Origin of the sequence: Photobacterium indicum, assembly GCF_003026215.1 — a bacterium.
Taxonomy (GTDB): domain Bacteria; phylum Pseudomonadota; class Gammaproteobacteria; order Enterobacterales; family Vibrionaceae; genus Photobacterium; species Photobacterium indicum.
Genome location: NZ_PYOC01000001.1, coordinates 1,187,220 through 1,212,709, shown reverse-complemented (window position 1 = coordinate 1,212,709; position 25,490 = coordinate 1,187,220). Strand labels below are relative to the sequence as shown.

General features: G+C 44.0%; 24 protein-coding genes. 6 read left to right on the top strand and 18 right to left on the bottom strand.

Going from position 1 to position 25,490, the window contains the following annotated elements; genetic code table 11:
- Positions 1–138: 138 nt before the first annotated feature.
- A complete protein-coding gene (locus C9J47_RS05375) occupies positions 139–1,434 on the top strand; it encodes a DEAD/DEAH box helicase (protein ID WP_006229797.1) in 1,296 nt (431 codons plus the stop codon).
- Positions 1,435–1,523: 89 nt separating this feature from the next.
- Here C9J47_RS05375 and C9J47_RS05370 read toward each other — a convergent pair whose 3' ends face one another.
- Positions 1,524–2,360 (bottom strand): carbohydrate kinase family protein, encoded by an 837-nt coding sequence (locus C9J47_RS05370; protein ID WP_107252567.1) that lies wholly within the window; start codon positions 2,358–2,360, stop codon positions 1,524–1,526.
- 198 nt (positions 2,361–2,558) lie between these two features.
- Between C9J47_RS05370 and C9J47_RS05365 the strand changes: the two genes are divergently transcribed.
- Both C9J47_RS05365 and C9J47_RS05360 read left to right on the top strand, forming a co-directional pair.
- Positions 2,559–3,398 (top strand): PhnD/SsuA/transferrin family substrate-binding protein, encoded by an 840-nt coding sequence (locus C9J47_RS05365; protein ID WP_107252566.1) that lies wholly within the window; start codon positions 2,559–2,561, stop codon positions 3,396–3,398.
- 8 nt (positions 3,399–3,406) lie between these two features.
- Positions 3,407–5,260 carry a response regulator gene (locus C9J47_RS05360; RefSeq protein WP_245903292.1) on the top strand — a complete coding sequence of 618 codons (1,854 nt, stop codon included), beginning with the start codon at positions 3,407–3,409 and terminating at the stop codon, positions 5,258–5,260.
- Between the two features lie 110 nt (positions 5,261–5,370).
- Here C9J47_RS05360 and C9J47_RS05355 read toward each other — a convergent pair whose 3' ends face one another.
- Positions 5,371–7,239, bottom strand: a complete 1,869-nt coding sequence (locus tag C9J47_RS05355; RefSeq protein WP_107252565.1) for a beta-ketoacyl synthase — start codon at positions 7,237–7,239, stop codon at positions 5,371–5,373.
- A gap of 171 nt (positions 7,240–7,410) precedes the next feature.
- Here C9J47_RS05355 and C9J47_RS05350 point away from each other — a divergent pair, with 171 nt between their 5' ends.
- Positions 7,411–8,391 carry a GlxA family transcriptional regulator gene (locus C9J47_RS05350; RefSeq protein WP_107252564.1) on the top strand — a complete coding sequence of 327 codons (981 nt, stop codon included), beginning with the start codon at positions 7,411–7,413 and terminating at the stop codon, positions 8,389–8,391.
- Between the two features lie 136 nt (positions 8,392–8,527).
- A complete protein-coding gene (locus tag C9J47_RS05345) occupies positions 8,528–9,046 on the top strand; it encodes a hypothetical protein (RefSeq protein WP_107252563.1) in 519 nt (172 codons plus the stop codon).
- Positions 9,047–9,057: 11 nt separating this feature from the next.
- Here C9J47_RS05345 and C9J47_RS05340 read toward each other — a convergent pair whose 3' ends face one another.
- Positions 9,058–9,555, bottom strand: coding sequence for a methylated-DNA--[protein]-cysteine S-methyltransferase (locus C9J47_RS05340; protein ID WP_107252562.1), 498 nt, complete (start codon positions 9,553–9,555; stop codon positions 9,058–9,060).
- Positions 9,556–10,018: 463 nt separating this feature from the next.
- Here C9J47_RS05340 and dcuC point away from each other — a divergent pair, with 463 nt between their 5' ends.
- Entirely contained in the window at positions 10,019–11,398 is a 1,380-nt protein-coding gene (gene dcuC / locus C9J47_RS05335; protein ID WP_107252561.1) for a C4-dicarboxylate transporter DcuC, read from the top strand.
- A gap of 79 nt (positions 11,399–11,477) precedes the next feature.
- Here dcuC and eutH read toward each other — a convergent pair whose 3' ends face one another.
- The 15 genes from eutH to eutT form a co-directional block, all read right to left on the bottom strand.
- Positions 11,478–12,596, bottom strand: a complete 1,119-nt coding sequence (gene eutH / locus C9J47_RS05330) for an ethanolamine utilization protein EutH (protein WP_107252560.1) — start codon at positions 12,594–12,596, stop codon at positions 11,478–11,480.
- 228 nt (positions 12,597–12,824) lie between these two features.
- Positions 12,825–13,373, bottom strand: a complete 549-nt coding sequence (locus C9J47_RS05325) for a BMC domain-containing protein (protein WP_006229886.1) — start codon at positions 13,371–13,373, stop codon at positions 12,825–12,827.
- Positions 13,374–13,440: 67 nt separating this feature from the next.
- Positions 13,441–14,772 carry a 4Fe-4S dicluster domain-containing protein gene (locus C9J47_RS05320; RefSeq protein ID WP_107252559.1) on the bottom strand — a complete coding sequence of 444 codons (1,332 nt, stop codon included), beginning with the start codon at positions 14,770–14,772 and terminating at the stop codon, positions 13,441–13,443.
- A 14-nt stretch (positions 14,773–14,786) separates the two neighbouring features.
- Positions 14,787–15,443: an ethanolamine utilization microcompartment protein EutL gene (gene eutL, locus C9J47_RS05315; RefSeq protein WP_006229884.1), complete on the bottom strand. Its 657-nt coding sequence runs from the start codon at positions 15,441–15,443 to the stop codon at positions 14,787–14,789.
- 14 nt (positions 15,444–15,457) lie between these two features.
- The gene (gene eutC / locus C9J47_RS05310; protein WP_006229883.1) at positions 15,458–16,360 is read right to left on the bottom strand and encodes an ethanolamine ammonia-lyase subunit EutC; all 903 of its coding nucleotides are present in this window, start codon (positions 16,358–16,360) and stop codon (positions 15,458–15,460) included.
- 10 nt (positions 16,361–16,370) lie between these two features.
- A complete protein-coding gene (locus tag C9J47_RS05305; RefSeq protein ID WP_006229882.1) occupies positions 16,371–17,735 on the bottom strand; it encodes an ethanolamine ammonia-lyase subunit EutB in 1,365 nt (454 codons plus the stop codon).
- Between the two features lie 12 nt (positions 17,736–17,747).
- Positions 17,748–19,169, bottom strand: coding sequence for an ethanolamine ammonia-lyase reactivating factor EutA (locus C9J47_RS05300; protein WP_107252558.1), 1,422 nt, complete (start codon positions 19,167–19,169; stop codon positions 17,748–17,750).
- A complete protein-coding gene (locus C9J47_RS05295; RefSeq protein ID WP_107252557.1) occupies positions 19,169–20,407 on the bottom strand; it encodes an iron-containing alcohol dehydrogenase family protein in 1,239 nt (412 codons plus the stop codon). The genes C9J47_RS05300 and C9J47_RS05295 overlap by 1 nt, the downstream gene beginning before the upstream one ends.
- 3 nt (positions 20,408–20,410) lie before the next feature.
- On the bottom strand, positions 20,411–21,247 hold the full coding sequence (gene eutJ, locus C9J47_RS05290; RefSeq protein ID WP_107252556.1) for an ethanolamine utilization protein EutJ: 837 nt from the start codon (positions 21,245–21,247) through the stop codon (positions 20,411–20,413).
- 3 nt (positions 21,248–21,250) lie between these two features.
- The gene (locus tag C9J47_RS05285; protein ID WP_107252555.1) at positions 21,251–22,660 is read right to left on the bottom strand and encodes an aldehyde dehydrogenase family protein; all 1,410 of its coding nucleotides are present in this window, start codon (positions 22,658–22,660) and stop codon (positions 21,251–21,253) included.
- A 20-nt stretch (positions 22,661–22,680) separates the two neighbouring features.
- Positions 22,681–22,980 (bottom strand): EutN/CcmL family microcompartment protein, encoded by a 300-nt coding sequence (locus C9J47_RS05280; protein WP_107252554.1) that lies wholly within the window; start codon positions 22,978–22,980, stop codon positions 22,681–22,683.
- Positions 22,981–23,032: 52 nt separating this feature from the next.
- Entirely contained in the window at positions 23,033–23,308 is a 276-nt protein-coding gene (eutM, locus tag C9J47_RS05275) for an ethanolamine utilization microcompartment protein EutM (protein ID WP_006229876.1), read from the bottom strand.
- 20 nt (positions 23,309–23,328) lie between these two features.
- A complete protein-coding gene (gene eutM, locus C9J47_RS05270) occupies positions 23,329–23,652 on the bottom strand; it encodes an ethanolamine utilization microcompartment protein EutM (protein ID WP_006229875.1) in 324 nt (107 codons plus the stop codon).
- Between the two features lie 37 nt (positions 23,653–23,689).
- A complete protein-coding gene (pta, locus tag C9J47_RS05265) occupies positions 23,690–24,667 on the bottom strand; it encodes a phosphate acetyltransferase (RefSeq protein WP_107252553.1) in 978 nt (325 codons plus the stop codon).
- Positions 24,654–25,490, bottom strand: coding sequence for an ethanolamine utilization cob(I)yrinic acid a,c-diamide adenosyltransferase EutT (gene eutT / locus C9J47_RS05260; RefSeq protein ID WP_107252552.1), 837 nt, complete (start codon positions 25,488–25,490; stop codon positions 24,654–24,656). Before eutT ends, pta begins: the two co-directional genes overlap by 14 nt.

The window sequence follows — 25,490 nt, the reverse complement described above, 5'->3', positions numbered from 1 at the left end:
GATAGAAAATTAGTCCCCACAGGCTACAATTAATAATCTATAATATGCGACCAATTTTTTTTTGGCTAATGGGTTACATTCATAAGCGTTAAGGCTTATGAATGTAATCGGCATCAGCCGACTGTTTAGGAACAAAGAATGTCATTTGCATCACAAAATTTTTCTCCAGAAATCGTACGCGCACTTACTGAGTGTGGTTACGAGAAATTAACTCCGATTCAACAACAAGCAATCCCTCACGCACGTCGTGGGTCGGATATCCTTGCCAATGCGCAAACAGGTACTGGTAAAACGGCAGCATTCTCTTTGCCGATTATTCAACAAATCCTTGATAAGCCAAAATCACGTGGTCGCTTTAATGTTCGCGCACTGATTCTTGCACCAACACGTGAATTAGCCGCTCAAATTGCTCAGAACATTGCAGAATACACGAAATACACCGATCTTAAGACTGCTGCAATTTACGGCGGCACTAAGATGTCATCTCAAGAAAGAACGCTAGAGAAAGGTGTTGATATTCTTGTTGCTACACCAGGCCGCCTGATTGAGCATGTTGATCTAAAAAATGTATCACTGACTAACATTGAATTCCTTGTTTTCGATGAAGCCGACCGTATGCTAGATATGGGCTTTATTACTGACATGCGTAAAGTAATGGGTGAAGTGAATAGCAACCCTCAAATCATGATGTTCTCTGCAACGTCTTCTAAACAAATGAATGCACTGGCAAGCGATATTCTTCGTAAACCTAAGCGCATCATGGTCGATCGCGAGAATACAACGGCTGATACTGTTGCTCACGTTGTTTACCCTGTTGATCAAGAACGTAAGCGTGAGTTACTGTCTGAACTCATTGGTAAGAAAAACTGGAAGCAAGTACTTGTCTTCGTTAACTACAAAGAAACAGCTAACGAACTTGTAAAAGAACTTAAAAAAGACGGCATCAAAGCTGTTCTTTGTCACGGTGATAAAGCACAAAGTGCTCGTCGTCGTGCACTTGATGAATTCAAAGAAGGTAAAGCACGTGTAATGGTTGCAACTGAAGTTGCGGCTCGTGGTCTTGATATCCAAGCCCTGCCACACGTTGTCAATTTCGACATGCCATTCCTAGCAGAAGATTATGTTCACCGTATTGGTCGTACTGGTCGTGCAGGTCTGAAAGGTCATGCCATCTCTTTCGTTAGTAAAGAAGAAGAATTGACACTGGTTCAAGTTGAACAACTTATTGGCCAACGTATTCACCGTGTGCAGCTTCTTGGCTATGAACCAACAAATCGTGATGCTTTCGTTCAGAAAATGAACACCAAAGCTGCATTTAAGGATCGTAAAAGTCGTACAAACAACCCTAGTGAGCAGCAAAGTTCATCAGAGCGTCGTGTACGTCTTCGCCAAGCAATCAAAAGCAAAGCAAAAATCACGACACTTAAAAAGTAATTCGTCATTCAACCAATGACAAAAGGCGCTGTTATAACTTTCTCGTCATCGAAAAGTTATCAGCGCCTTTTTTATATTTTATTAATAGTCTATTCCAAATGATTTTTTAACGCTTTCCCCGGTATCGAACTCTGCGTCGACACAGCAAAAGATGCCCACTGTGCACCCTGCTTCATGGCCTCAGTGATAAAAGCATTATGCAATAACCCGTTAATTAGACCCGAGGCGAATGCATCCCCCGCCCCCGTTGTATCGACGACGTCTGCTTTCAGCGCTGGAATATAAAATTGCTCGTGTGCGGTATAAGCCGTTGCACCGTTATCACCGTCGGTAATAATGAAGTAGCGCAATTGGTTTCCTGCGATCTTTTGTCCATATTCCCACGCAGATAATAATGTTCTGCCAGCTATATCAGACTTAGATGAAATCAAAATATGGCACGGCCTAACGCGTTCATCTTTCGCTAATTGTGCTATAACCAATGTTTCGCTTAATGCAACCTCAGCCCAACGTTCTGCGCCGACGGCTGATGAGTTAATGTATAATGCATCCCATTTTGCAAAAACTGGTGGCACTCCTAACTCAAAAATAGGCCTCTGAGGTCGAATAATGGTTCTTTCACCGTCAGGGGTCATAATCAATAATAATTCAGGAGTTGCGACATCGTTACGCTGTAACAGGTGGCAATCTAAACCTTGTAAACTCGCTTCAGCCAATAACCAATCAGCTGTTTCATCTCGACCTACTTGACTTACCAGCGCAACATGGTGCCCAGCCCACACTAAACCTAGTCCGGTGTTTGCTCCACCGCCACCAAGGCGTCTTCCACTGTCTTGATAATGATGCCTCCCACCCATCACTAATGGTTTATCAAGCTGCAAAACACGATCACAATTTAAGTTTGCGAGCAGTAAAATATTCGACATAAATTTTCGATTATCCAAAGTCAGTTAGGTACTCACAAGTATCACGGTACTCATAAACAAAACACATAAAAATAAACTAAATAGATACAGCAATTTAGATTAAATAACCGGTAATTTTAACGCTTAAAGTCCAACATATCATACATGTTGGTCTAGTTATTGCTTCTTCTATACTATCAATGTAATGGAGAAAGCATCATGAAAAAATATTGCTTAGGATTATTACTTACATTTTGTGTACAGCAGCCCGCTTTAGCTGATGTTGAACTGGTGTTTGGTATCTACACCTCCGACAAAGCCACGGCGATGGTTAAGCAGTTTCGTCCAATGCTTAATGTCATTGAATCAAAAATGACAGTGAAATTAGGAGAACCTGTGCAAATTAGGATGCAAATTTCAAAAAATTACCAAGAAGGATTAAATGACCTTGTCGACGGAAAAATTGATTTTGCTCGATTTGGCCCCGCATCGTACATTTTAGCAAAAGAAGCAGCCCCTAAAATTACACTGTTAGCAATGGAAAGCAATCATGGTAGTAAAACATTTAATGGCGTAATTTGCGTACACAGTGACAGTATAATTGAATCAGTCAGTGACTTAAAAGGTAAGAGCTTCGCTTTTGGTGACCAGAATTCAACCATTGGTCGCTATCTCTCCCAAGCTTACCTCGCTCAACATTCTATTACCTCAAAACAATTAGAGCATTACAGCTATCTTGGTCGCCATGATAAAGTCGGAACGGCCGTTGCCACAGAACAATTTGATGCCGGCGCCTTAAAAGAAAATACATTCAAGAAACTGGTTAAAAAAGGCGCACCATTAAAAGCAATCGCTTATTTTGAAAATGTAACAAAACCCTGGATTGCCAGTGCAACTCTCAATGAAAAGATCACGACGTCCCTGAAAGAAACGTTATTAAGCATCACCGATCCTGACGCTTTAAAAGCAATCAAAAAAGATGGATTTCTTTTAGCGACAGATAGCGATTATCAAAAAATCCGTATGGCAATGGCTAATACTCAATTCTTTAATGAATAGGTATGCTTATGATTTCTAATCTGCGTAGACTACCTTTGTGGCTAAAATATGCGGTAATGATTTCATTCATTACCCTTATCCTTTGTCTTATCTCTGGCGAAATTGTTCGTTTTTATGAAAAGAATTACCTTGAAGAAAAAGTTGAACGTCAACTACAACAATATTTTACTGTTTTAACAGCTGCAACCATTGAGGATGTCTTAACGGAAGATATTCCTCATCTTGACACCATTCTCGAATACGTTGCTTCAGATATACCTGACTTAAGCTATGTTGCCATTAAAAATGATCAAGACAAGGTACTTGCTACGTGGGGAGTCCAGCCCTTAAAGAACAGTACAGAAAGTTCTCAAATATATAAAACAATTTCAGTAGAAGGCGAAGTCTTTGGTTCAATGTCGATTGCAATAAGTAGAAACAACCTTGTTAAGGGTATTGATCATCATGTTGGGCAAATGCGTTTTTTCTCTGCAATTTCACTATTACTTCTTGGTGTGCTTAGTTATTTCATTTGCCAGTATTTACTACTATCGCCACTAACAAAAATTAATAACAAACTATTATCACTAAAATGCCTCCACAAAGAGCCACAGGAACCACTCGCTGAACAATCTGAGCTTGATCGCTTGAACACATCAGTAGACACTCTTGAGAACGTATTAAAACAACAAGCAGAACGCGAGCAACAGCTTAATAAAGCGAGACTAGATGCAGAAACCGCGAATAAATCTAAAGCCGAATTCATTGCCACAATGAGCCATGAAATCCGCACACCTCTAAATGTAATTTTAGGGGCGCTTGAAATTTTAGAAGAAGAACCCCTAACCCAACATGGTCAAAAATTCACGGTTAGTGCGCATAATGCTGCCAAAATATTATTAAGCCAACTAAATGATATTTTGGATTATTCAAAATTAGATTCAGGCAAAGCAATCTTAAATAACACCAGCTTTTCACCATTCCAAATGGCACAGTCAATTATCGCAATATTTGCCGACCAAGCACAACAAAAGGGCATTACATTACAGCTCAACTCAACCCTATCTACAAATAATTATGTATTAGGTGATGAGGGGAAGTCATCCCAAATACTCACAAACTTACTAGGTAACGCGATTAAATTCACAGATAGCGGATCTATTTCCATTAATCTAAAATCAAATATTTACAAAGGAAAACAAGCAATTACTTTTTCTGTTACCGATACTGGTATTGGTATCGACAACAATAAAATTCAATCGATACTGTCTCCTTTTGTTCAGAGTGATGCTTCATTTTCCCGACGCTATGGCGGAGCTGGAATGGGGCTAGCCATTAGCCAGGCTTTAGTCCATTTAATTGGCGGAGAGCTTGAAATTACCAGCGAACTACACCAAGGTTCAACATTTAGCTTTACACTTCAACTTGAACCTACATCCGCGCCCCTTAAAATAAGCGATGAGCACACGTTGAACAATACCAAACACCAAGCAGCGACTATTTTGCTCGTCGAAGATAGTCCATCTAACCAAATGATTGCTAAAGCAATATTGGCTAAAAATGGCTTCAATGTTGCTACAGCGAATAATGGTAAAGAAGCAGTAGCTGCATTGGAGAACACAAGCTACGATCTCATTTTAATGGATTTGCAAATGCCTGAAATGAACGGTTTTGAAGCTTGTACTTGTATACGTGACCTTCATAACAATAAAAGTGACATACCGATCATTGCGATGACAGCCAATGTTAGCCAACAAGACCAAGTTCAATGCCTATCTGTTGGGATGGATGATTTTCTCACTAAGCCTATTAACAAAATGAAAATGTTAGAGGTGCTACATCATTGGTTGGGACGAAATCACTCCCACAAAACTGTCTCATAAAAACGCGAGGCTGTTATAACCATTCAGAAAGAATTAGCTGATAACAAGACTCGCATTTTTATCTTTTTACGTACCTAACCGCTGTTGATTAAGTTTATACAACGTTGGCTTTAGCTGTAATCTGAATATGGATTCGTCATTGCTAACGGTATCGCCTGCTCAAATTCAGATAAACGAATTTCATCTTGTGTCATAGAAACCGACGTTTCATCCATCACATTCTCACCAAACTTATAACGGATTTTTTCATTACCCAAACATGTTTGTTGATCATTCTCTAGACTATTCGCTTGAATTGCTACGTTCTTCTCATGATAAGCGGTAATAACATCTGCACCATATTTTGACTGCAGCATCGATAAAGTTTGGCTAGGTGATAGAACAAGCCCTGTTGCATTATTACCACCAAAACCTTTTGCATTCAAAATAACGGCTTTATAATCTTCACCGCGTTGACCAGCAAAAGCATGCTCAGTCAATATATTCAAATTGGATTGGTGCACGTCATCAGCAATATGATCAATGGTTGTAATACCCGGAACCCAACCGTATTGCCACACGCCGAGTGACGCCATTAACTGATCACCAGCAGCAACACTCATTGAATGACCAACATACGATTTAATTGCAGTTACAGCCCAATTATCAATATCAAATGTTTTAGCAACTTCATTTAAAATATGACTTTCAGTAACACGGTTTTGAGGTGTACCTGTACCATGTGCTTGAACAAATGTTTGCTTAACACCGTCTTCACCTAAAATCGCTTTTGCCAATGCTGTCGCTTTAGCAACGGTAACATAGTTACCTACACCCGGTGCCGAGATAGATTTCTTATTCGCATCAGCATTAATGAATACATCGGCTACTGAACCATAGATATTAACACCCAACTTAAGCGCTAACTCATCATCCATCAATACTGCAAACTGTGCCGATTCTGCCATCGTAAAACCAGCATTAGATGAGAATGGACGGCATGCACGGCGATTATTCACTTCATCACTGTTATCGAGAGCTTTAAGTTGCTCATCTTCAGCTAACGCACCCATTACGCGGAAGCCTTCCATAATTTCAGTCAAGACTGGTGCTTCAGCATTACCGACGATAGCAATCTTAGACTTACCTTGCTGAATATCATGCATGCCTTGGCGTAGGTTATAGAGGAAAGTGGCACACGCCCCCATATTTGTACCCGTTGTACCAATGCTGTTAATCACATAGCCGTTAATGAAATCGGCAGGCATTTCTGCAAATGATAACGCCATCATTTTAGTACTAACACGCCCACCCGTTAATGGCGCAGCTAACATACCGGCAATTGATTGGTCATCGATTTGTGCTAAACCAGAACCAGCATACACAGACACTTCGTCTGGTTTAATGTGTGTTAGCACTTCAGACCAATCTATACCTAACGAATTTAGCGCATCAGACGCACCGTAAACAGTGAGTTTTAAACCACGAGGATGAAAACGAGAGTTATACATTTTACCGGGATCAAAGCCAGTAGGTATATTACCGCCACTTGATACAGGGAATGTGACACGATCTTCTAATAACGCATCAAGGCTACCATTAACGGTTACCTTGGCTTTGCTACCTTGTAAGTCAACAGTCCAGTTATCTGGAATCACATTAGGTAGCTTTGATTTACGCAGCGTAAATGTGATTTGATCATTCGATTCTGTATTCGTTTCAACATTCAGTGTCGCTTTATATTGGTATAAAACGTTATCTGGATCGAATGTTTCAACACGACGTACCAAAGTGCCTGCTTTAATCGCTTCTATGATCTCTTCGTTGACAGGTTCTGCATCCGTGACGAGCCCCATGCGGCGGGCTAAATCTTGCCAAGTCGTTTTCATCTCATCATCGGTTAATACATCAGAAACCATACGCTTATAACTGTGAAAACCAGAAGTACGACCGGCAGCATTAATACCGCCTAAGCCGACGATAAGAGGTAACTTTGTCATTTCGAACCTATATCAAACATTGTTTTAAACAGAATAGTATCAACTTGAGCTGGTTAATCACCCTGTATTTATGCCAAAATCACTGCCATTAGCGCCAGAGTGGCATTGCAGTATCAGTTACGTTTAAAAACGGTGAAATTAACACCAAATAACAAATGCTTGGAGGAAAAAATGAAGGTCGGATTTGTTCTCTATAACCGCGCTTTAATTACTGGTGTTTCTTTAGCCGCTGAAATGCTAAGTAGCGCTGCTAGCTTACGCGATAGAAAAACACAGCGTGCATACCCTTTTGAAATTAAATTGGTTGCACCTTCTTTGAACCCACCCAAGTTAGCTGCAGGTATTCGATTACAACCAGATATCACCTTTGAAGATGAAGACAATTTTGACATTGTGGTTTTACCTCCTATGTGGGGTAACCCTTTTTCTTCCATAAGCCAATCTCCCTCGATCATTCCTTGGCTAATAAAACAATATCAGCATGGCGCGCAATTAGTCGCGACAGGCACTGGTGTGTGCTGGTTAGCAGAAACAGGGCTATTAGATAACCAAGTTGCGACAACACATTGGTATTTTTATGAAAAATTTTCATCTCGCTATCCACGAGTAACACTTAACCGCCAAGCTTCGATTACTGCTGCAAATGGACTTTTTTGTACAGGTAGTATCAACTCCCAATCAGAGATGATTCTATACTTAATTGCAGAAAATTATGGTCAAAAAATAGCTGATACTATCGAAACGCATTATGGGCATGAAATATCGAAAACCAGCCAGCAACCCTTCTATCAAATTGGCGGGCAGGTGCAATTTGATGAATCAATTGCGCTTGCGCAAGACTGGATGAAACGACACCTAGCACAACCGATTACAGCCCAACGTATTGCACAAGAATGTAAGCTTCCTTTAAGAACCTTCAATCGAAAATTTAAAGACCAAGTAGGTCAATCCCCACATCAATATCTTCAAAAAATCCGAATGGAAGCCGCGCAACAATTGCTACGTGACTTTAGTATGTCTGTACAAGATGTTGCAGAGCAAGTGGGATATAAGGACGCGTATCACTTCTCTACGCGTTTTCAACAACAATTTAGCATTACCGCAAGCCAATATCGGAAAATGGTAAAAGCTAAAATTTACAATGCAGAATAATTCTATTTCGTGAGTAACGTTAATAAGCATACGTTAAGTATATCTATGATAATTATGTCTATGCTTAGAGTGAAAATGCCAAAATCATTGATGCAGCATTTTCGATATCATCAGCATTAGAGGCGGAATAATACGTATGGATTTACTCTCTCAGCTTAAAAGTTTAATCGGCATTACTGTTTTTATAGCACCAGGATTACTGAGTGCGGAAGTGTTACCCACCAGCTCAACCAAGCTAACGGATACTGGTTGCCAACTGAATTTCTTTCACCTAGAGAAAGGCCAAGACGGTAAATATAAAGAAGGGTTAAGGGTATCTCTTGTTACTGATAATATTTATCAGCACCGATATGTCGCAATGAAAGCAGACATCAGCCGTCCATTGGGATTTGAAAATATCAACTATAACCGCGCAGGAAAACCCACCGAAGTGTTCAGCGTGAATTGGCGTAAACAAAAAGAACAATTTACTTATGGACGGCTCATGTTGCTAGCAGGCACCAGCGATCGACAAGCCTTTGATGACTTAAAAAATCTTATCAAACAAGACAAAGGACACTTTGAATTAGAAGCATCGAAACAACACTATCGATTTAATGCTAACACTACCCACCTAAATGATTTTTTTGCATGCGAGAAAAAACGTACTAAGTAGCTTTCTTCTGCTCATTCCTCACAATTGATAATGCCTTCTAATTTCAACAAGAAGGCTTTGTGCTCTACCCCACCAGCGTAACCGGTTAATTTACCATTAGCACCAATAACACGGTGACAAGGCACGATTATCGCTATGGGGTTTTTACCATTTGCCGCACCAACAGCTCGTACTGCTTTAGAGTTTCCAATGCTATCAGCTATTGATTTATAACTGCATGTTTCACCATAAGGAACACGACATAAAGCATCCCACACTTGTTTTTGGAAAATCGTACCCGTAGCAGCTAAACGCACTGTAAACTCTGTTAGATCACCTGAAAAATAAGCATCAAGCTGTTGGCAACACGTTAGAAAAACACCAGCATCATCAATCCAGCTGGAATCAACAAGATCATCTATTCGTTGGCTTGGTATCGTCAAAGAAATTAAGCCTTCATCTGTTGCTAATAGGCGAATTTTACCTAACGGTGAGTCATAAAAATGAAAATACGTACGTGTGTTATTCATATCGCCCTAGCTAATATTTCGTCATTTCATGCTTGATACTAAATGGCTTCACTGCAGTATGCTAGTATCACTGAGCATTTGACATCTAAAACTAGATTCGACATGTACACAAAAGCCTTATAAAGAGTCTTAACTTGCTGTTAAGTAGAACTTAAATCATAATTTACTGAATTTTTATCAACCCAAAGTGCAATTACTTTCAACGAGTAAATGCTGCCTTATCGGTTCTGGTTTATTAAGTATCGGCCTGCGCTCATATTTTGTTACAAATATAGATATGAAATACGTCGCACAATGTGATATCAATGTTTAAATATTTTATCTATCAATTCATTTTTAGCGATATAAGCCACAATAAAAACCAATAGGCAGTGTTTAATTTTGAATTTAGACCGAAGATCAATAAATAACACTTTATAGTTAGGCAGTATGTTTTAACTTACTAATTTATCGAACTTTATTTATGCAATATTTATTTACACTTGCCATCGTAGGCCTTGTCGCCTATTCAATGCTCAAAAAATTCAATCCACAAGCAACACTTATTACAGCCGGTTTATTGTTATTGGCATTCGCCCAGCTCTATGATATTTCGCCTGTTCTTTCTGACGGTAAAACACAAGGTGCGTTGTTCTTTGATTTGTGGCAACGTTTTGCTGAAATCACGAACAGCCGATTGGGTAAGGTAGGGTTAACGCTTGTATCTATTGCAGGTGTATCAACCTACCTAAATCACATTGGTGCCTCTCAAGCGCTTGTTAAGTCAACATCTCGACCTGTCATGGCAGTGAAAAGCCCCTATGTATTATTGGCACTGGTGCTCATTTTTGTTTCCATTATGTATGTATTCATTACTGGTGCGACATCACTCTCATTATTGCTGATGGGCACATTGTACCCCGTTCTTCGTAATGCTGGAGTTAGTGCCAAAACAGCCGTGGCTACTATTGTTATTCCAACAGCGTGGGAGTACGGTCCGGGACAAATAAACGCAGTTATCGGTGCCAACGCAATTAACGTTGAAATCATGGATTTTGTGGTTAACCACCAAACTATATTCCAAGTGCTATTACTTGCTACGATCCCGTTTGTAAATATTGCTTGGCAACGTTATTGCGACAAGAAAGAAGGCTATGACCCAGCCCAAGATCGCGGTAAGTACCTTAAAACACTAGAAGAAAAACACGACAAAAATGACACAGTACCGGGCTTCTATGCATTATTGCCAGTACTGCCTTTTGTGTTTTTATTTGGTTTCTCAAGCATGGTGATGGAATCTATCACTATGACAATTCCAATTGCAATGATGTCTACCATTACGATTTGTATTGTCATTGAAGCGATCCGTTTTCGTTCAATTCAACGTGCTTTTGACAACTTTGAAGCATGGCTAAAAGGTACGGGGATGATCTTTGCCAGCGTATTAACATTGATGATCGCAGCTGAATTTTTCTCGGCGGGTTTAACTAATGTTGGTGCTATTACAGCACTCATCGATACGGCTAAATCATTCGACCTTGGACCAAGTGGCATTGTAATCGTATTCTCTGGTTTTATTCTTCTAACAGCATTTATTACCGGCTCTGGTAATGCACCTGTTATGGCGTTCATTCCGATTGTTCCTCAGATCGCGACTAATTTTGGGGTTAACCCATTATTACCACTAGTCCCTATTCTGTTTGCTGCAGGTATAGGACGTACAATATCTCCAGTTGCTGGAGTTATTATTACAGTATCTGGCATGGCTAACATTACACCAATAGACGTTATTAAACGTACATCAGTACCTATGCTGAGCAGTATGTTTGTCGTATTAGTATTAGCTGTTATCAAATACTCGTAAGGGTATTAGCAACATAGCTTAGAAACAAAATAAGCCCGCAACCGCGGGCTTATTCATCATTATATAAAGCAACAAGCATTTAGTGAGCAGATGCTTCTGTATGCTCTTCTTCTACTTCTGGCTCATCAAATGACATATTACGAGTAACGTATACCGCTAGAATCAATGCGCTGAACCCACCGACTAATTTACCCGCGACAACCGCTGAAATCATATCGCTATTAACCGCAGCAGTGAAGCCTAGGTGATCACCAAACACAAAAGAACCACACACAGCAAATGCCACGTTTATCACTTTGCCGCGATTATCCATTTCTTTAAAGATGTTAAACATCGCAATATTGTTTGCCATTGTGGCAACAAGACCAGCTGCGGCTTTTTCACCCATCCCCATAGCACTCCCCATCTTGATCAGAGGTTTGTTCAAGTGCTTAGTAATAAAGTGCACCATTGGGAATGCACCTGCCAGTACTATTGCGATTGCACCTACAATTTCAATACCATCTGAAATTGGTGCCATACCTGGAATTAGAACCACACCCGTTAGCGTTTCAACCACAATAGCAGCCAGTGCTAACGTAATTACCGCAATAACACCTTTGCCGAACACTTCGAAACCGCGGATCATTGCATCTGGTTTGAGCCATAGGCCGACGGCAATCAGCGCAGCAACGATAACAATCGGAACAAGGTTACTCAGAATCATAGTGAACTCAAAACCAGCAACCAAACCACCAACAAGACAGCCAACAGGAATTGTCGTAAGACCAATCAATACACCACGAGCAAGGTATTTAGTGTCTTCCTTTTCAATAATTCCCAGCGCAACTGGAATGGTAAATACCAACGTTGGCCCCATCATTGCACCAAGAATCAAGCCGGAAAATATCCCTGCTTCTTGTGTATTAGCCATGCTCTGTGCCAGAGGATAAGCTCCCATATCGTTAGCCAATAACGTACCTGCAAACATAGAAGGATCGGCACCAAGCGCAGTATAAATAGGAACTACAATAGGGCTTAACAAATTAGCCAATACAGGTGCCAAACTAACAACACCAACCATTGCGAGTGCTAATGCCCCCATAGCCATGAAACCTTCGTCAAATTGCTCTCCATAGCCCCAACGATTACCCAGTACTTTATCAATCGCACCGAGTACCATAAAGCCCACCATAATATATAAAATAATGTCATTCATGATGTTTCTACCTTCCTGATAATTCATCAATAATCGCAAGTTCAGAAGGTCCACCTAAATTTAGGACGAACAAGCCCTGCCCTATGCGACCACATATGGCTAAAATTAAATTTCAATAACGCGAACTGTTAACTACCGCTAATAAGCAATAATAAAATTAATTACTGTTATTGCACCGGAGTTCGGGGATTTAACTCACCGAACTCCATCACATTGACAATAATTATCCTAAACTTTACCTTCCAAAATTTCTTTTCTTGGTTGCGCAATTACAACTTTGTCGACCAGTACACCCTTAGTGCGAATTCTTTCTACTGCAGCATCAACTGCAGCCTGTACTGCTGCAACATCTCCGGTCATTGTGACGAATCCCTTACCGCCAATTGCCATCGCCATATGCACTTCCAGCAATTCAATATTGGCTGCTTTTACAGCTGCATCGGCAGCTTCTACAATCGCAGCCACCGAAAATGTTTCAACAATACCCAATGCAGAAGTCTGCTCGACAACTCGTGTTCCTGCTATTGCTGGGAAAACATCGGGATGAACATTAGCAATCACCAAATCATCCACTACTTCTCCTCCACCAACACGAAGGCCAGTTTCTACTGCTGCATTAATTGCCGCAACATCACCACCTACCATGACCATAAATTTGCCAGGACAAATCGTTCTATTAAATAGAATCTCGACATTGGCCGCTTTTAACATGGCATCAGCCACCAAATAACCACGGGCAATCGAATTTAGCTCAATACAACCTATCGCATTTACCATTACTTGCTCTTTTTATTGTTCTATTGCTGTTTGGGGTTCAATTCATTTTGATAGCACATCTGCACTGTTAGTGCTGGCAATCAATAACGATACTCTCGCCTACTTCTACAACAATTCCATCACGGCTAGCATGCACAGCAACGCTCAATGCATCTGGTGCAGGCTGGCCTATGAGTTGTCCTTTGCTAACCCGATCACCGACCTTTACTACAGCAACGGCAGGTCGACCAATATGTTGAGAAAGCGGAATATAAAGGCGATTAACTCTCAGTTCACACTCACGAAATTCAGCTTTTGTCTGCGCATAATCGGCTAACTCAAGACGACGTACCAAACGCTTTGTCGGCACACCTCGGTAATCTCGTAACGGGTGAACCTCGGTGGTATTCGCTTGCAACTGCGCCGGTGATAATAATTTCTGCTCATCACGCAATGCCCGCTTAGTGGTCGCACATACTCGGCTTGGGTCTAACCCTTCGGGGCATGACCACATGGTGCATAAGTTACACTCACAACACGCCTGAGCAGCCAATGCATAACTCAGATTATTGGCACCAGAAACCTGTAGTGAACGCATAGCCAAGTGAGGCTTCACCGGGTAACCCAACAAATTACGCGGACACATTGACGTACACATACTGCATTGATCACAGGCAGCCTTGCCGATCCGACGAAGGTTTTGCTCACTGCGCATTTTTATCGTGGCGATCCGCGAACTACGTGGCAACACCAGTAATCCACTGGAAATTTTTGTAATCGGCTTATCAAGATTATCCGTCACTGAGCCCATCATTGGTCCACCTTCGACCACAATGAAATCACGACTAGTTATATCACCAGCTAATTCAATTGCCTCACGGTAGGACAAGCCAATAGGCAGCCAGGCAGTATATGGTTGACGAACCTCGCCATGCACAGTGATCATGGTTTCCGTTACCGGAATTCCCTGCGCCGCATGGAAGACGTTAATGAACGATTCGATATTGTTCACCATCACGCCAATTTCTTTGGGTAAACCACCCGAAGGTATCCGCTTCCCCGTTGCCTGATAAACCAGTTCAACTTCGTCTCCAGCAGGATAAACATCTTCCATTAGCAGCAATTCAATACCGGACGGTAACTGCGCTTGTAAACAAGCAATGGTGTCGGCATTTTTTTTCTTAATACCAATCACGCCCCGCGCGGCACCAACCTGCTTCATGGCAATCAACATCCCGCCACAAAGCTCTTTGCCCCAACGCTGCATGAGCACCTGATCTTTGTACAACAGCGGCTCACATTCAGCGCCATTAGCCAAAACCAATTCGACCTGGCAGTCGAGCTTAACGTAGGTGGGAAAGCCTGCCCCACCTGCGCCAATCACGCCGCCATGCTGAATCTGTTGTAATAACGGATTCACAACTGCACTCCTACCTAGTTCGCAATTGGGTTGCGTGCGACTTCAAGCACTGCTGCCTCAAAAGCATCACATGCGGCACGACAAGCAGCCTGTGAACCAGTTAAGTGCCCACCACCAAAGTTAGTCTCTGATGGTGGTGCGAACAGGTTCACCAACTTAACATCTGCAGCTTTCAAGGCTGCATCAAGTGCAAACATTGCCTCTAATGGCGGTGCAATAACATAAGCCAAAGCTTCGCCCTGTTCGACACCAGCTTCTTCAGACAAATAACTGCCTGTTGAAGATACAAGATGAGCAAAATACGCAATGTCACCGTTTTCATCTGCACATTGGAATGCCGCTTCATCTTCAATGAATGCTTTGGCTCGATCCAATCCGGCAATCACGTCGGCAGGACATGCCGCAGCCAAGATACCGATCACCTCTCCCGATGTCGGACCCGATGAATGTGCGGCACCCGCATAGAAAGAACGCGCGTAAACCACATCTACATTTGCCGCTTTGGTCGCTTCATCCAGTGCACAATACGTTACATCGTCACAATCAGCGGTGATAATACCAATACTGTGGTGATGAGGCTTCAAGCCCATTTTTTCTTTATAAACAGGATCAACGGAAGCAATCACTCGCGTCGCTAAAACTGCTGGTTGGATTTTGTCTAAAATAGCCATGATTATTCCCTATATCAGCGCTTTAATTTGATGCCACTGGCTTTCTTTTCAAGCATATTCTTCACTAAATCGACAATCACAGCAGCCGCTTCAACTGGTGGCGTCCCGCCTGCGTGAATATTGGAAATCACGGTACGGTCAGATTCTACTGTCTCACTTGTAGGCTTGTAGATAGCGTAACAACTTAATGACTCAGACTGCCCTAACCCAGGGCGCTCACCGATCAGTAACAAGTTAACTTCAGCGTTCAACAGCATGCCGATTTCATCTTGTGCCTTTACACGGCCATAACGAAGGAAGAAAGGTGTACCCACATCTAAGCCAGCATTTTTCAATCCATTTAGTAATGGTGGTAAGATTTCATCGTGGTTCACGGTTACCGCATCAAGACTCAGACCATCAGACAAAACAACCTGCACCTGAGGTGCTTTCTTACAGTTACTTTGAATCAATGCTTTTCCTGCATCATTCAGCTTTCGGCCCAAATCAGGACGAGTTAGGTATTCATCTTTATCTGATGCGCACGATTGAACTTCCATCAAGTTGCGTTCCTGCAACCATGAAGATTCAACGTTTTTGATCACGGTATCTTTTGATCGAGAGTGATCTGCAAGGAAACGTAGCAACGCTGTAGTACGTGGGCGTGGTCCAGTTCTTCCTGTTCCTACGCGGGCATCAGTTTGCGACATCAGGTCTTCAACCACTTTTTTGTCGACCGCATTCTGAATACCGTTCCACTTCTTAAACTGAATATCCCCCAAGTCAGGCAGTGACTCAGCACTTACCTGTGGTACATATCCCCCCGCAGCTGGCGTTACTGCATTCACAACCTTAGTTATATCTGAAGCAGCTACGTTTGTTTCGCCAAGTTGGGCGAGCACTGTTGCTACGATGTCTTGAATTTTTTGTTCGTTCATTGCCACACCCTTACTTGAAGAAGATTGATGGGTCGCCTGCTTTACGCGTTAGACGTCCATTTTCCATCAGACCCATAGTTTCCATCCAAGCTTCAAACTCCGGCGCAGGACGAAGATTCAGCAACTGACGAACCGAGGCCGTATCATGGAAAGAAGTGGTTTGGTAATTCAACATGATATCGTCACCCATTGGCATCCCGATAACAAAGTTAACCCCCGCAGCCGCCAACAATGTCACCAAGTTTTCATTCGAATTTTGGTCTGTATCTGCATGGTTGGTATAGCAAGCATCGCACCCCATCGGCATACCAGATAACTTACCCATGAAGTGATCTTCAAGGCCTGCACGAATGATCTGTTGATGGTTATAAAGGTACTCAGGACCAATAAAACCAACAACAGTATTCACCAAGTGCGGGTTATAACGCTGTGCAAGCGCGTAACAACGAGCTTCCATCGTCATCTGATCAGCACCATGGTGCGCATCTGCTGATAATTCTGAGCCCTGACCAGTCTCGAAATACATCATGTTTTCGCCAGCCAGATTGCAGTACTGCTTACCGATTTCGTAGGCTTCATCCAGCATCTCGACACTGACACCAAACTCAGTAAGGCCTTTTTCAGAACCCGCAATACTTTGAAATAAGAGACCGCCAGGTGCGCCGCGGCGAACCGCTTCCATTTGGGTCGTAATGTGTGACAACACGCAAGGTTGAGTTGGAATATCCCACTTATTGATCACATCCTGAATCGCATTCAGCATCTGAGTCGTATTTTCAACGCTGTCTGTCACCGGGTTGATACCAATCACGGCATCGCCACAACCGTAGGTCAAGCCTTCAAAAGTCTGAGCCAAAATTGAGCTAACATTGTCGCGGGTATCGTTTGGCTGTAAGCGACAGCTAAAGTGGCCAGGTAAACCGACCGTTGCATTGGCCTTAGTCACCACCGGCATTTTTTTTGCGCCATACATCAAGTCGCCGTTCGAGCAAACCTTACCAACCGCCGAAACGATCTCAGCCGTTAAACCCTTGCGTACGCGCTGCATGTCTTCGTGCGTCATGTCGTCTGACAATAAATACTCACGCAACTCACTCACAGACCAATTCTGGATCTTCTCAAACATCGAACGGTTTAGACTATCTTGATTAATCCGAGTAATGATGTCGCTTTCGTAGCTAACTACTGGGTTTTCACGCAAATCTTTCAAGGTCAATTCAGAAAGCACATGCTTAGCAGCAACACGCTCCTGAGCGGTTTCAGCAGCAACACCCGCTAAGATGTCGCCCGAGCGTAGGTCAGAGGCTTTCGCCAATACTTCTTTTACATCCCTGAATTGGTAAGTTTGACCAAACAGGTGGGTTTTCAACTTCATGCATAACTCCTATTAAGACGGGAAGGCGAGTGATTTAACTGTCAAAGGAACGATCTCCCCGCCGAAGTAACTGTTGCCAATATCGATGTAGTCACCTTCATGGGTGATCACTTCATCTATTACGCTCACAGGTTGTGGATGGAGTAATGGCTGTAACTCCATGCCGAGCGCTTTTCCAATATCGTTGTGCACGACGATAAATGCTGGTGACTGGTGATTACCATGCTCACGATAAAAACGAGCTAACTCGCAAGCCACATGCTGAACAGCGTAATAACGCACGGGCATGCCACTATCGATTGCAATTGCATAGCGATCACAGCCCAACGCTAAATCCATTCGCTCTGCAGCAATCACAATTTCAGCGCAAATCGAAGGGCTTTCACTTTCCCAATCAACCGCCGGATGCACCACCGGAATGTTTTTCAGTGGTAGCTCATCAGAATTCAACCAAATCGTAGATCCTGATAGCGTAAGCGAATACGCACCAGCACCGATAACAGTGGCGCGCACAGTCTGGTTGGGTTTTCTTACTGGTCGATCAGCGAGATCGTGATGGCTTAGTAAGGCATTAGCCAAACGCGGACCAATATCACCAAACTGTTTTTCTTCGCTATTTCGCTGGTAATAACACTCACCAACACCACCGCTCAAAAAGACAGCATCAATGCCTGCCAGAGAATCTAACGCTGGAGTTTGTAGAAGCTGTACCGCGAGGGGGGATAGTTGCCCCGTCATAACCTCGACAATCAAATCAGCCATACGTGAGACAATTCTATTCAAGTGATCAACGGTAATTTGCCGTGGGTTTAATGCTTCACCAAATAGATCTTGCATCACAGCAATAGCGGGCTTGTGTACAAAAGTGATATCTCCCTGTTCATTCAACTCAACCAAACGCCCACCAATATTCAGGCAAGCTGTCGACACAACACGACCGCAGTCAAATACCACATAATTCGAGGTACCCCCGCCGATATCGATATTCATTACCTTAAGATGATTATGTTGTGATAACTCCTGAGCACCACTTCCGCGACCAGCAATCACCGACTCCAAGTTCGGACCTGCTGTTGCCACTACGAAATCACCCAGCTGCTGCGACAAATCCATAATGGCATCACGCGCGTTGTGTGCTTTCGCAGTTTCACCCGTGATTATAATGGCACCGGTCTCAACGCCTTCTGCGGCAAAGCCAGCCAATTCAATCTGCTGCTCAATAAACTGACGTAGACGATTCGCATCAATCGTGCCCTGATGGTTAATCGGGGTGAAAGACACCGGACTTTCATACGATATTTCGCGATCAACAAACTCATAAACTGGTACTTGCGATGCAGGAGCACGGTTGACTACGGTCAAATTCGAAAAAATCACTTGGGTTGTCGTAGTACCGATATCAATGCCGACACTGTGGACAATTTTCCTATCCATCAGCAATATCCCTCTGGTAGTTGCCCTGCAATAACTTGCTTCAACAACTCAACGATCTGAACTGGCGTTACCTGGCGAGGGTTGCCCTGCAAGCAAATATCTTGCATTGCTTGTTCTGCCAACAAGGCCAAATCCTGTTCGGTAATACCAACATCGGCCAGTGATGTCGGTAATCCTAAATCCACGACTAGCTGACGCACCGTTAAAATAGCGGCACGGCAACGATCACGTTGGGTCATAGCTTCGCGGCTCACTCCTAGTGCATTGGCAATTTCGGCATAATCGGCTTCACAGCTCAATGCATTGAAGGCCATTACATAAGGCAATAATATGGCGTTAGCCACACCGTGTGGTAGGTGGTATCGAGCACCGATTTGGTGTGCGATAGCATGTGTTAATCCCAAACCAGCATTGCTAAATGCCAGCCCGGCTTTATAAGCCGCCACTGCCATGTCGTAACGTTTATCCATATCTTGACCATACCCCACAGCAACCGGCAGCGCTTTAATCAACGCTTCAATCGCATGATAGGCATAGGCTTTTGATAATGGGTTTGTCTGGCGAGACACGTAGGCTTCAACTGCATGAGTTAAGGTATCAACCCCTGTTGCTGCCGTAATACCAGCCGGAACACCCAGCATCAAGGCGGGATCCAACAACGCCAGATCAGGCACCAAAGCAGGTCCTTTCACTGGCACCTTGATATCTAATTCGGCGTCTTTAATTACCGTGATATCGGTCACTTCCGATCCCGTGCCTGCTGTTGTTGGAATAGCTCCAAGCCCGACTTGACGAGAGGCAATACCACCGACTTTAAATGCAGTCAATGGACCTTGATAATCACCAATAACTGCAATTGCCTTAGCCGCATCCAGAGCAGAACCGCCACCAATACCAAGCACAAAATCAGCCTTGCTTGTCGATAGAACAGCCTGGCCGCGAGCAATTAGGCGGCTATCAGGCTCCCCTTCGACGCCGGTGAACAGCGTCAGTTTCAAACCAGCCAAACGAATGGCATTTTCACTGCCCGTTGTAAGCCCCAATTGATAAACCATCTTATCAGCGACGAGTAAAACATGAGTCGCACCGAGTTCAAGCAAAATGTCACCCAGTTGATTCACACAATGCCCCCCTGTCACCGTAATGGCAGGCGAACGAAACGTAAAACCGCGATAAGGTCGATATTGCTGCAATGTCTGCTGCACAATAGAGGCTATTTCGTTACTGGATACCGACATGACTTACTCCTTACCTTTCAGCGTGAGGCCATAACTAGCAATCGCAAGCGGTGTCAGGTACAGCGCGCGCGTCAGCTCAACCACTTCCAGAGCAGGGAACGTTTTACGGAAGGTCTGGGCAAAACCAGCAATCAAGGTGCCACCACCAGTTAGATAAATGATGCCTGGCTGGTGTTCTGCAATATGGCCTTCGACAATATCTGACATTTTTTCAATGACTGGCTTCGCCATCGCCGCAATCAATGGGTCTTCATGGCTTCGGCGTTTTTGTTGCTCCGCTTCTTCCATATCAATACCCAAACCACCCGCGATAGCCAAGCTGACATGACGCCCACCAGATGGCTCATCCAGAGAACTGACCAATTGCCCATTCTCAATGATTGCCGTACCTGTCGTACCGCCACCAACATCTACAACCGCACCGTTCTCAATATGCAGTAATGCCGCTACACTGCATGGTTCATCAATAACATGACTTACAATAATACCTGCAGATTCAACAACATTGATTGAAATACGGGGATCGGTACCAGGAGGGTAAGAGGTAATCGCTTCTTCCACTAAAATGCCGAATTTCTGCTGAACTTTTGCCAGTTGAGCACGAACAATGCGACAAGCACCCACGTAATCAACAACAACCCCATCGCGAACGACATCGGCCCAGTCAAGGAACGCCGCAACAGGCGTTCCTTCTCCATCAATGACCACGGTCTGAATATCAGCAGTACCCAAATCAATACCGATAAACCAAGTATCAGGTGCTGTACTCGCTGTCTCGTCATTGACTATCTCGTCGATAATCAACAAATTTTGGTTAGCTTGTTCGAGGTATGTCGTCATGACTTATACAATCCTGAATGCATCAACAGCAGTACAACGACGCTTACGAGTAAAGGTCAACGCGTTCGTAACCCCTTCCCCTGTTGGCGTCGAGATTGTCATCGTTGTCCAGCCTTCGCCACCCGCACCAATCGCCGCAATAGCCGGACCATTTTTAGCCAACAGGCTACAGTCCATCTCATAAGCCATACGAGTCAACACATCAATATTCTTGGAGTGAATTGCTGCAGTGTGGCGATTGCCTGATTCCAACTCTACTGCCCAATCTATGGCCTGATCAGCATTGGCAGCACGGATCAAAGGAAGGATCGGCATCATCTGTTCAGTTACCGCAAACACATGCGATTTATCGGCATCAAAGATCAACAAGCGAGTATCTGTAGGCACATCAATTCCTGCTGCTTCCGCTAGTTTGGCTGCATCACGCCCAACCCATTTTGGATTAGCCGTAGGCTTATCACCCGGATAACCTTTCAGTACCACACGAGCAATCGCTTCTGCTTGCTCTGGTGTTACCTCATAAGCTCCATGGCGGCACATCTGTGCTTTAAGTTCATCAGCAATAGAAGCAACAGCGATAATCTCTTTTTCAGTAGCGCATACGATATTGTTATCGAATGATGCCCCTTGAACGATAGAGATTGCAGCACGCTCTAAGTCAGCGGTCTCATCAACCACAACCGGTGGGTTACCTGGTCCTGCTGCAATCAAACGTTTGTCTGTCACTTTACGGGCAGCATCAACAACAGCATCACCACCGGTAACAACCAACAAACCAATACCTGGATAAGTAAATAGAGCCTGCGCATTTTCTAGCGAAGGCGTCGCCACAGATGTACAGATATTAGCTGGTCCACCAACGCTTTCAGACGCTTTGTTGACCAGCTGAATCGCGTACTGAGACACTTTTTTCGCCGCAGGGTGCGGGGCAAATACCACGGCATTACCAGCAGCAATCATACTAATTGCATTATTAATAACAGTGCATGATGGGTTAGTGCTTGGTGTTACTGACGCAATCACCCCCCACGGGGCATTTTCCATCAGGCTCATACCGGCATCACCCGATACCGCCTGCGGAACAAGAATTTCCGTACCAGGAGTACGGTGTGCTACCAAAAGATGCTTAGCTACTTTGTCTTCAACACGGCCAAAGCCGGTTTCTGCCACCGCCATCTCGGATAGCTCTTTGGCATGTTTTTTCGCCATTCGGCGAACAGCTAATATAATGTCATCACGCAGGGCAAGGGTACGAATTTCACGCTGGGCAGATTTCGCAGCTGCCACGGCACCATCCAATGTCGGATAAATACCGTAATCCCCTTGTTCATTCACAGAAGGCGTGCCTACCGCGCTGCCATTAAGCTGCAGGACGACACGTCTAACAATCTCTTCTATTTGCTGCTGATCCATAAGGAACCTTCTCCAAACAGCTAGCCGCGCTTACTATACAATTGCTCGCTAGCTGCTGTTACTTCATCAATAATTCCGACCACACAAAGGTCAACCGGAGAATCGTTTTCCACACTGCCATAAGCGGCTCGAGCGGAACTGCCGGAAACAACCATTACCCACTCACCTTCACCAGCACCAAGCTGATCCATTGCGATATGAATATCCCCTGATGTACCACCATTCTTATCAACAAATTCAACGAGACAAAGCTTGTCCATTCGCATGTGCTGACTTCGAACCGTAGCAATCACATGGCCTATAACGCGTGCAACTCGCATACGATCTCCTACCTTTTCGAATACTCCTCATTTATCGCTAAGGGGAATCGAATTATTTAATTTTAATTGGAAACACTTTTTCCAAATCGCTATGAGGGCGAGGGATAACGTGTACAGCAACAAGTTCACCCAAACGTTGTGCAACAACAGAACCCGCATCTGTCGCCGCTTTACAAGAAGCAACATCACCGCGGATTAACGCTGTTACATAGCCAGAACCAATTTGCTGATAACCAACGAGCTCAACACGCGCGGCTTTCACCATTGCATCAGATGCTTCAATCAGTGCAGTTAGCCCTTTTGTTTCTAGAATTCCTAAAGCGTCCATTTATTTGTCCTCACTCAGATTTATTTGGTTGTATTACGAGGTTTGGCCGCAGCCGTTTTTGTTTCTTCTTCTTCAATAGTAATTGGGAAGATTGCTTCCAAATCACCATGTGGACGAGGGATAACATGAACCGCAACCACTTCGCCAAGACGTTGCGCAGCAGCCGCGCCTGCATCTGTTGCCGCTTTGCAAGCAGCTACGTCGCCGCGAACCATCGCAGACACGATGCCCGAACCGATTTGCTTGTAACCGACCAACTGTACGCGTGCTGCTTTGACCATCGCATCAGATGCTTCGATCAGTGCCGTTAGACCTTTGGTTTCAATTATGCCTAGCGCTTCCATTATTAAATCCTTAGAGTTCTTTACTGGTTAAATAGGTTTATTTACACAGGCTAGATGCCAAAACCGATATATCAACGATATCGTTCGCACTACAGCCCCGAGATAAATCATGCACCGGTGACGCCAAGCCTTGCAGCATCGGGCCCAGTGCGATATAGCCACCTAAACGTTGGGCAACTTTGTATGCAATATTGCCCGCATTCAAAGATGGAAAGATAAACACATTTGCCAGACCGCCTAGTGGGCTATCAGGCATTTTCTGTGCAGCAACTGCCGGAACAATTGCAGCATCAAACTGTACTTCACCATCGATGATCAGATCAGGTTGACGCTGGCGAACCATCTCCGTCGCTTCCGTCACCTTACTAACTGCAGGATGATCCGCACTGCCTTTGGTTGAAAACGACAACATCGCCACGCGCGGAATATTGCCCGTTAGCTGTTGATAGTTACGTGCGGTATCAATCGCAATATCGGCTAACTGCTCAGCCGTCGGCAACGGAATGACCCCCGCATCCGAAAAAGCATGAACCTGTTCACCATCGGGCGACAGCATCAAGAAGAAGCTAGAAACTGTTTTAGAACCCAGCGCAACGCCTGTACCGCGAATGGCAGCACGAATAACATCACCCGTTGTTGACACATTGCCGCCGATACAAATATCGGCGTAACCCTGATCCACCATCATCATGGCAAAATCAAGGGGCTTTTTAAGACGATCGGTAGCCTCTTCGACCGTAATAGGCTTGCGTTGCTTGGCAATATAACTCTTCACCATCTCATCAAAGCAACCCGCAGATTCTGGCGATAACAACGTCAGACAAGGCACGGCAATACCACTACGGTGCGCAAGGTCACGTAACTGAAACGGACTACCCAACAAGATTGGCTCAGCTAATCCTGCAAGCTTCATGTCATTGGCGGCGTGCAGTAAACGAACATCATTGGCATCAGGAAATACGATACGTTTTGGGTTCTTCAAACACTGAGCACGGCATTGCTCAAGTAATTTCATTGCACAAACCTCTTAATATCGACGATTGACCGTTTTGGCATTGAAGTACCAAAATCATCACCACATACACCGCGCTGGATAATCGGTTCAAGCCAGCAACGATGTCATTGCGAGTCAGTTGCATGCTGTGATCCATATAGACTTGACTAGCCATCAGCTCTAATTCACGTACTAAGGCACGTAAGTAGTTCAATTGAGCGACTAATCCGCCGTAACTCACATCTGGCAACAAATGGTCATGGCCTAGATAACGCAATGGAGTATGCGACCAGCGATGAACTACATCGGCATTAAACTCACCCATAGTGGGCTCAGGTAACAGGTTTTCCGTAACCTCACATTGCATGGTTTGACCAAGATAAGAACGAATGTCCGCCATAAAACCCTGAAGCATATCTGGCTGTTGTTCCATCGCACATTGCACTAAGACACAATAACTAATGCAACTGTCGAGTTTGCCTCGCAGCTGAATTCTTGGATGCGTTTTGGGTACCAGCATGTGATCGTTTAAATGCGTCATCAACGCAGGTTTTTGTTCAACATCTGAACCACATAGCATGCAGGCATTATCAGGGCGTACATTGTTAGTCTTGAGCGGGTGTACCTTTTCCAGCACCTGACCCTGCTCTGTTTCTTCAGCAACAAATACCTGACCTTTTTCATCTCTCCAATGCACCGTGATCTGCTTTTCGCTCAGCATTTGCTGTGCAGATGGTGTAAATCGGGTACCAAGAGGAAGATGGATCTCCCCTCCCTGACGCAGCCCAACATGCTGGCGAAGGTAATCTTCGGTGACAAACGAAGGTGTGACAGGCTTATCCAT

What these genes read in the sequence shown, in the direction of transcription:
- dcuC (WP_107252561.1), top strand. Translation starts at nt 10,019, where the DNA reads ATGCAATATTTATTTACACTTGCCATCGTAGGCCTTGTCGCCTATTCA.
- C9J47_RS05365 (WP_107252566.1), top strand. Translation starts at nt 2,559, where the DNA reads ATGAAAAAATATTGCTTAGGATTATTACTTACATTTTGTGTACAGCAG.
- eutH (WP_107252560.1), bottom strand. Translation starts at nt 12,596, where the DNA reads ATGAATGACATTATTTTATATATTATGGTGGGCTTTATGGTACTCGGT.
- C9J47_RS05375 (WP_006229797.1), top strand. Translation starts at nt 139, where the DNA reads ATGTCATTTGCATCACAAAATTTTTCTCCAGAAATCGTACGCGCACTT.
- C9J47_RS05340 (WP_107252562.1), bottom strand. Translation starts at nt 9,555, where the DNA reads ATGAATAACACACGTACGTATTTTCATTTTTATGACTCACCGTTAGGT.
- eutT (WP_107252552.1), bottom strand. Translation starts at nt 25,490, where the DNA reads ATGGATAAGCCTGTCACACCTTCGTTTGTCACCGAAGATTACCTTCGC.
- C9J47_RS05305 (WP_006229882.1), bottom strand. Translation starts at nt 17,735, where the DNA reads ATGAAGTTGAAAACCCACCTGTTTGGTCAAACTTACCAATTCAGGGAT.
- eutC (WP_006229883.1), bottom strand. Translation starts at nt 16,360, where the DNA reads ATGAACGAACAAAAAATTCAAGACATCGTAGCAACAGTGCTCGCCCAA.
- C9J47_RS05285 (WP_107252555.1), bottom strand. Translation starts at nt 22,660, where the DNA reads ATGGATCAGCAGCAAATAGAAGAGATTGTTAGACGTGTCGTCCTGCAG.
- C9J47_RS05325 (WP_006229886.1), bottom strand. Translation starts at nt 13,373, where the DNA reads ATGGTAAATGCGATAGGTTGTATTGAGCTAAATTCGATTGCCCGTGGT.
- C9J47_RS05355 (WP_107252565.1), bottom strand. Translation starts at nt 7,239, where the DNA reads ATGACAAAGTTACCTCTTATCGTCGGCTTAGGCGGTATTAATGCTGCC.
- pta (WP_107252553.1), bottom strand. Translation starts at nt 24,667, where the DNA reads ATGAAATTACTTGAGCAATGCCGTGCTCAGTGTTTGAAGAACCCAAAA.
- C9J47_RS05280 (WP_107252554.1), bottom strand. Translation starts at nt 22,980, where the DNA reads ATGCGAGTTGCACGCGTTATAGGCCATGTGATTGCTACGGTTCGAAGT.
- C9J47_RS05360 (WP_245903292.1), top strand. Translation starts at nt 3,407, where the DNA reads ATGATTTCTAATCTGCGTAGACTACCTTTGTGGCTAAAATATGCGGTA.
- eutM (WP_006229875.1), bottom strand. Translation starts at nt 23,652, where the DNA reads ATGGAAGCGCTAGGCATAATTGAAACCAAAGGTCTAACGGCACTGATC.
- C9J47_RS05295 (WP_107252557.1), bottom strand. Translation starts at nt 20,407, where the DNA reads ATGTCGGTATCCAGTAACGAAATAGCCTCTATTGTGCAGCAGACATTG.
- eutL (WP_006229884.1), bottom strand. Translation starts at nt 15,443, where the DNA reads ATGGCTATTTTAGACAAAATCCAACCAGCAGTTTTAGCGACGCGAGTG.
- C9J47_RS05300 (WP_107252558.1), bottom strand. Translation starts at nt 19,169, where the DNA reads ATGGATAGGAAAATTGTCCACAGTGTCGGCATTGATATCGGTACTACG.
- C9J47_RS05350 (WP_107252564.1), top strand. Translation starts at nt 7,411, where the DNA reads ATGAAGGTCGGATTTGTTCTCTATAACCGCGCTTTAATTACTGGTGTT.
- eutM (WP_006229876.1), bottom strand. Translation starts at nt 23,308, where the DNA reads ATGGACGCTTTAGGAATTCTAGAAACAAAAGGGCTAACTGCACTGATT.
- eutJ (WP_107252556.1), bottom strand. Translation starts at nt 21,247, where the DNA reads ATGACGACATACCTCGAACAAGCTAACCAAAATTTGTTGATTATCGAC.
- C9J47_RS05345 (WP_107252563.1), top strand. Translation starts at nt 8,528, where the DNA reads ATGGATTTACTCTCTCAGCTTAAAAGTTTAATCGGCATTACTGTTTTT.
- C9J47_RS05370 (WP_107252567.1), bottom strand. Translation starts at nt 2,360, where the DNA reads ATGTCGAATATTTTACTGCTCGCAAACTTAAATTGTGATCGTGTTTTG.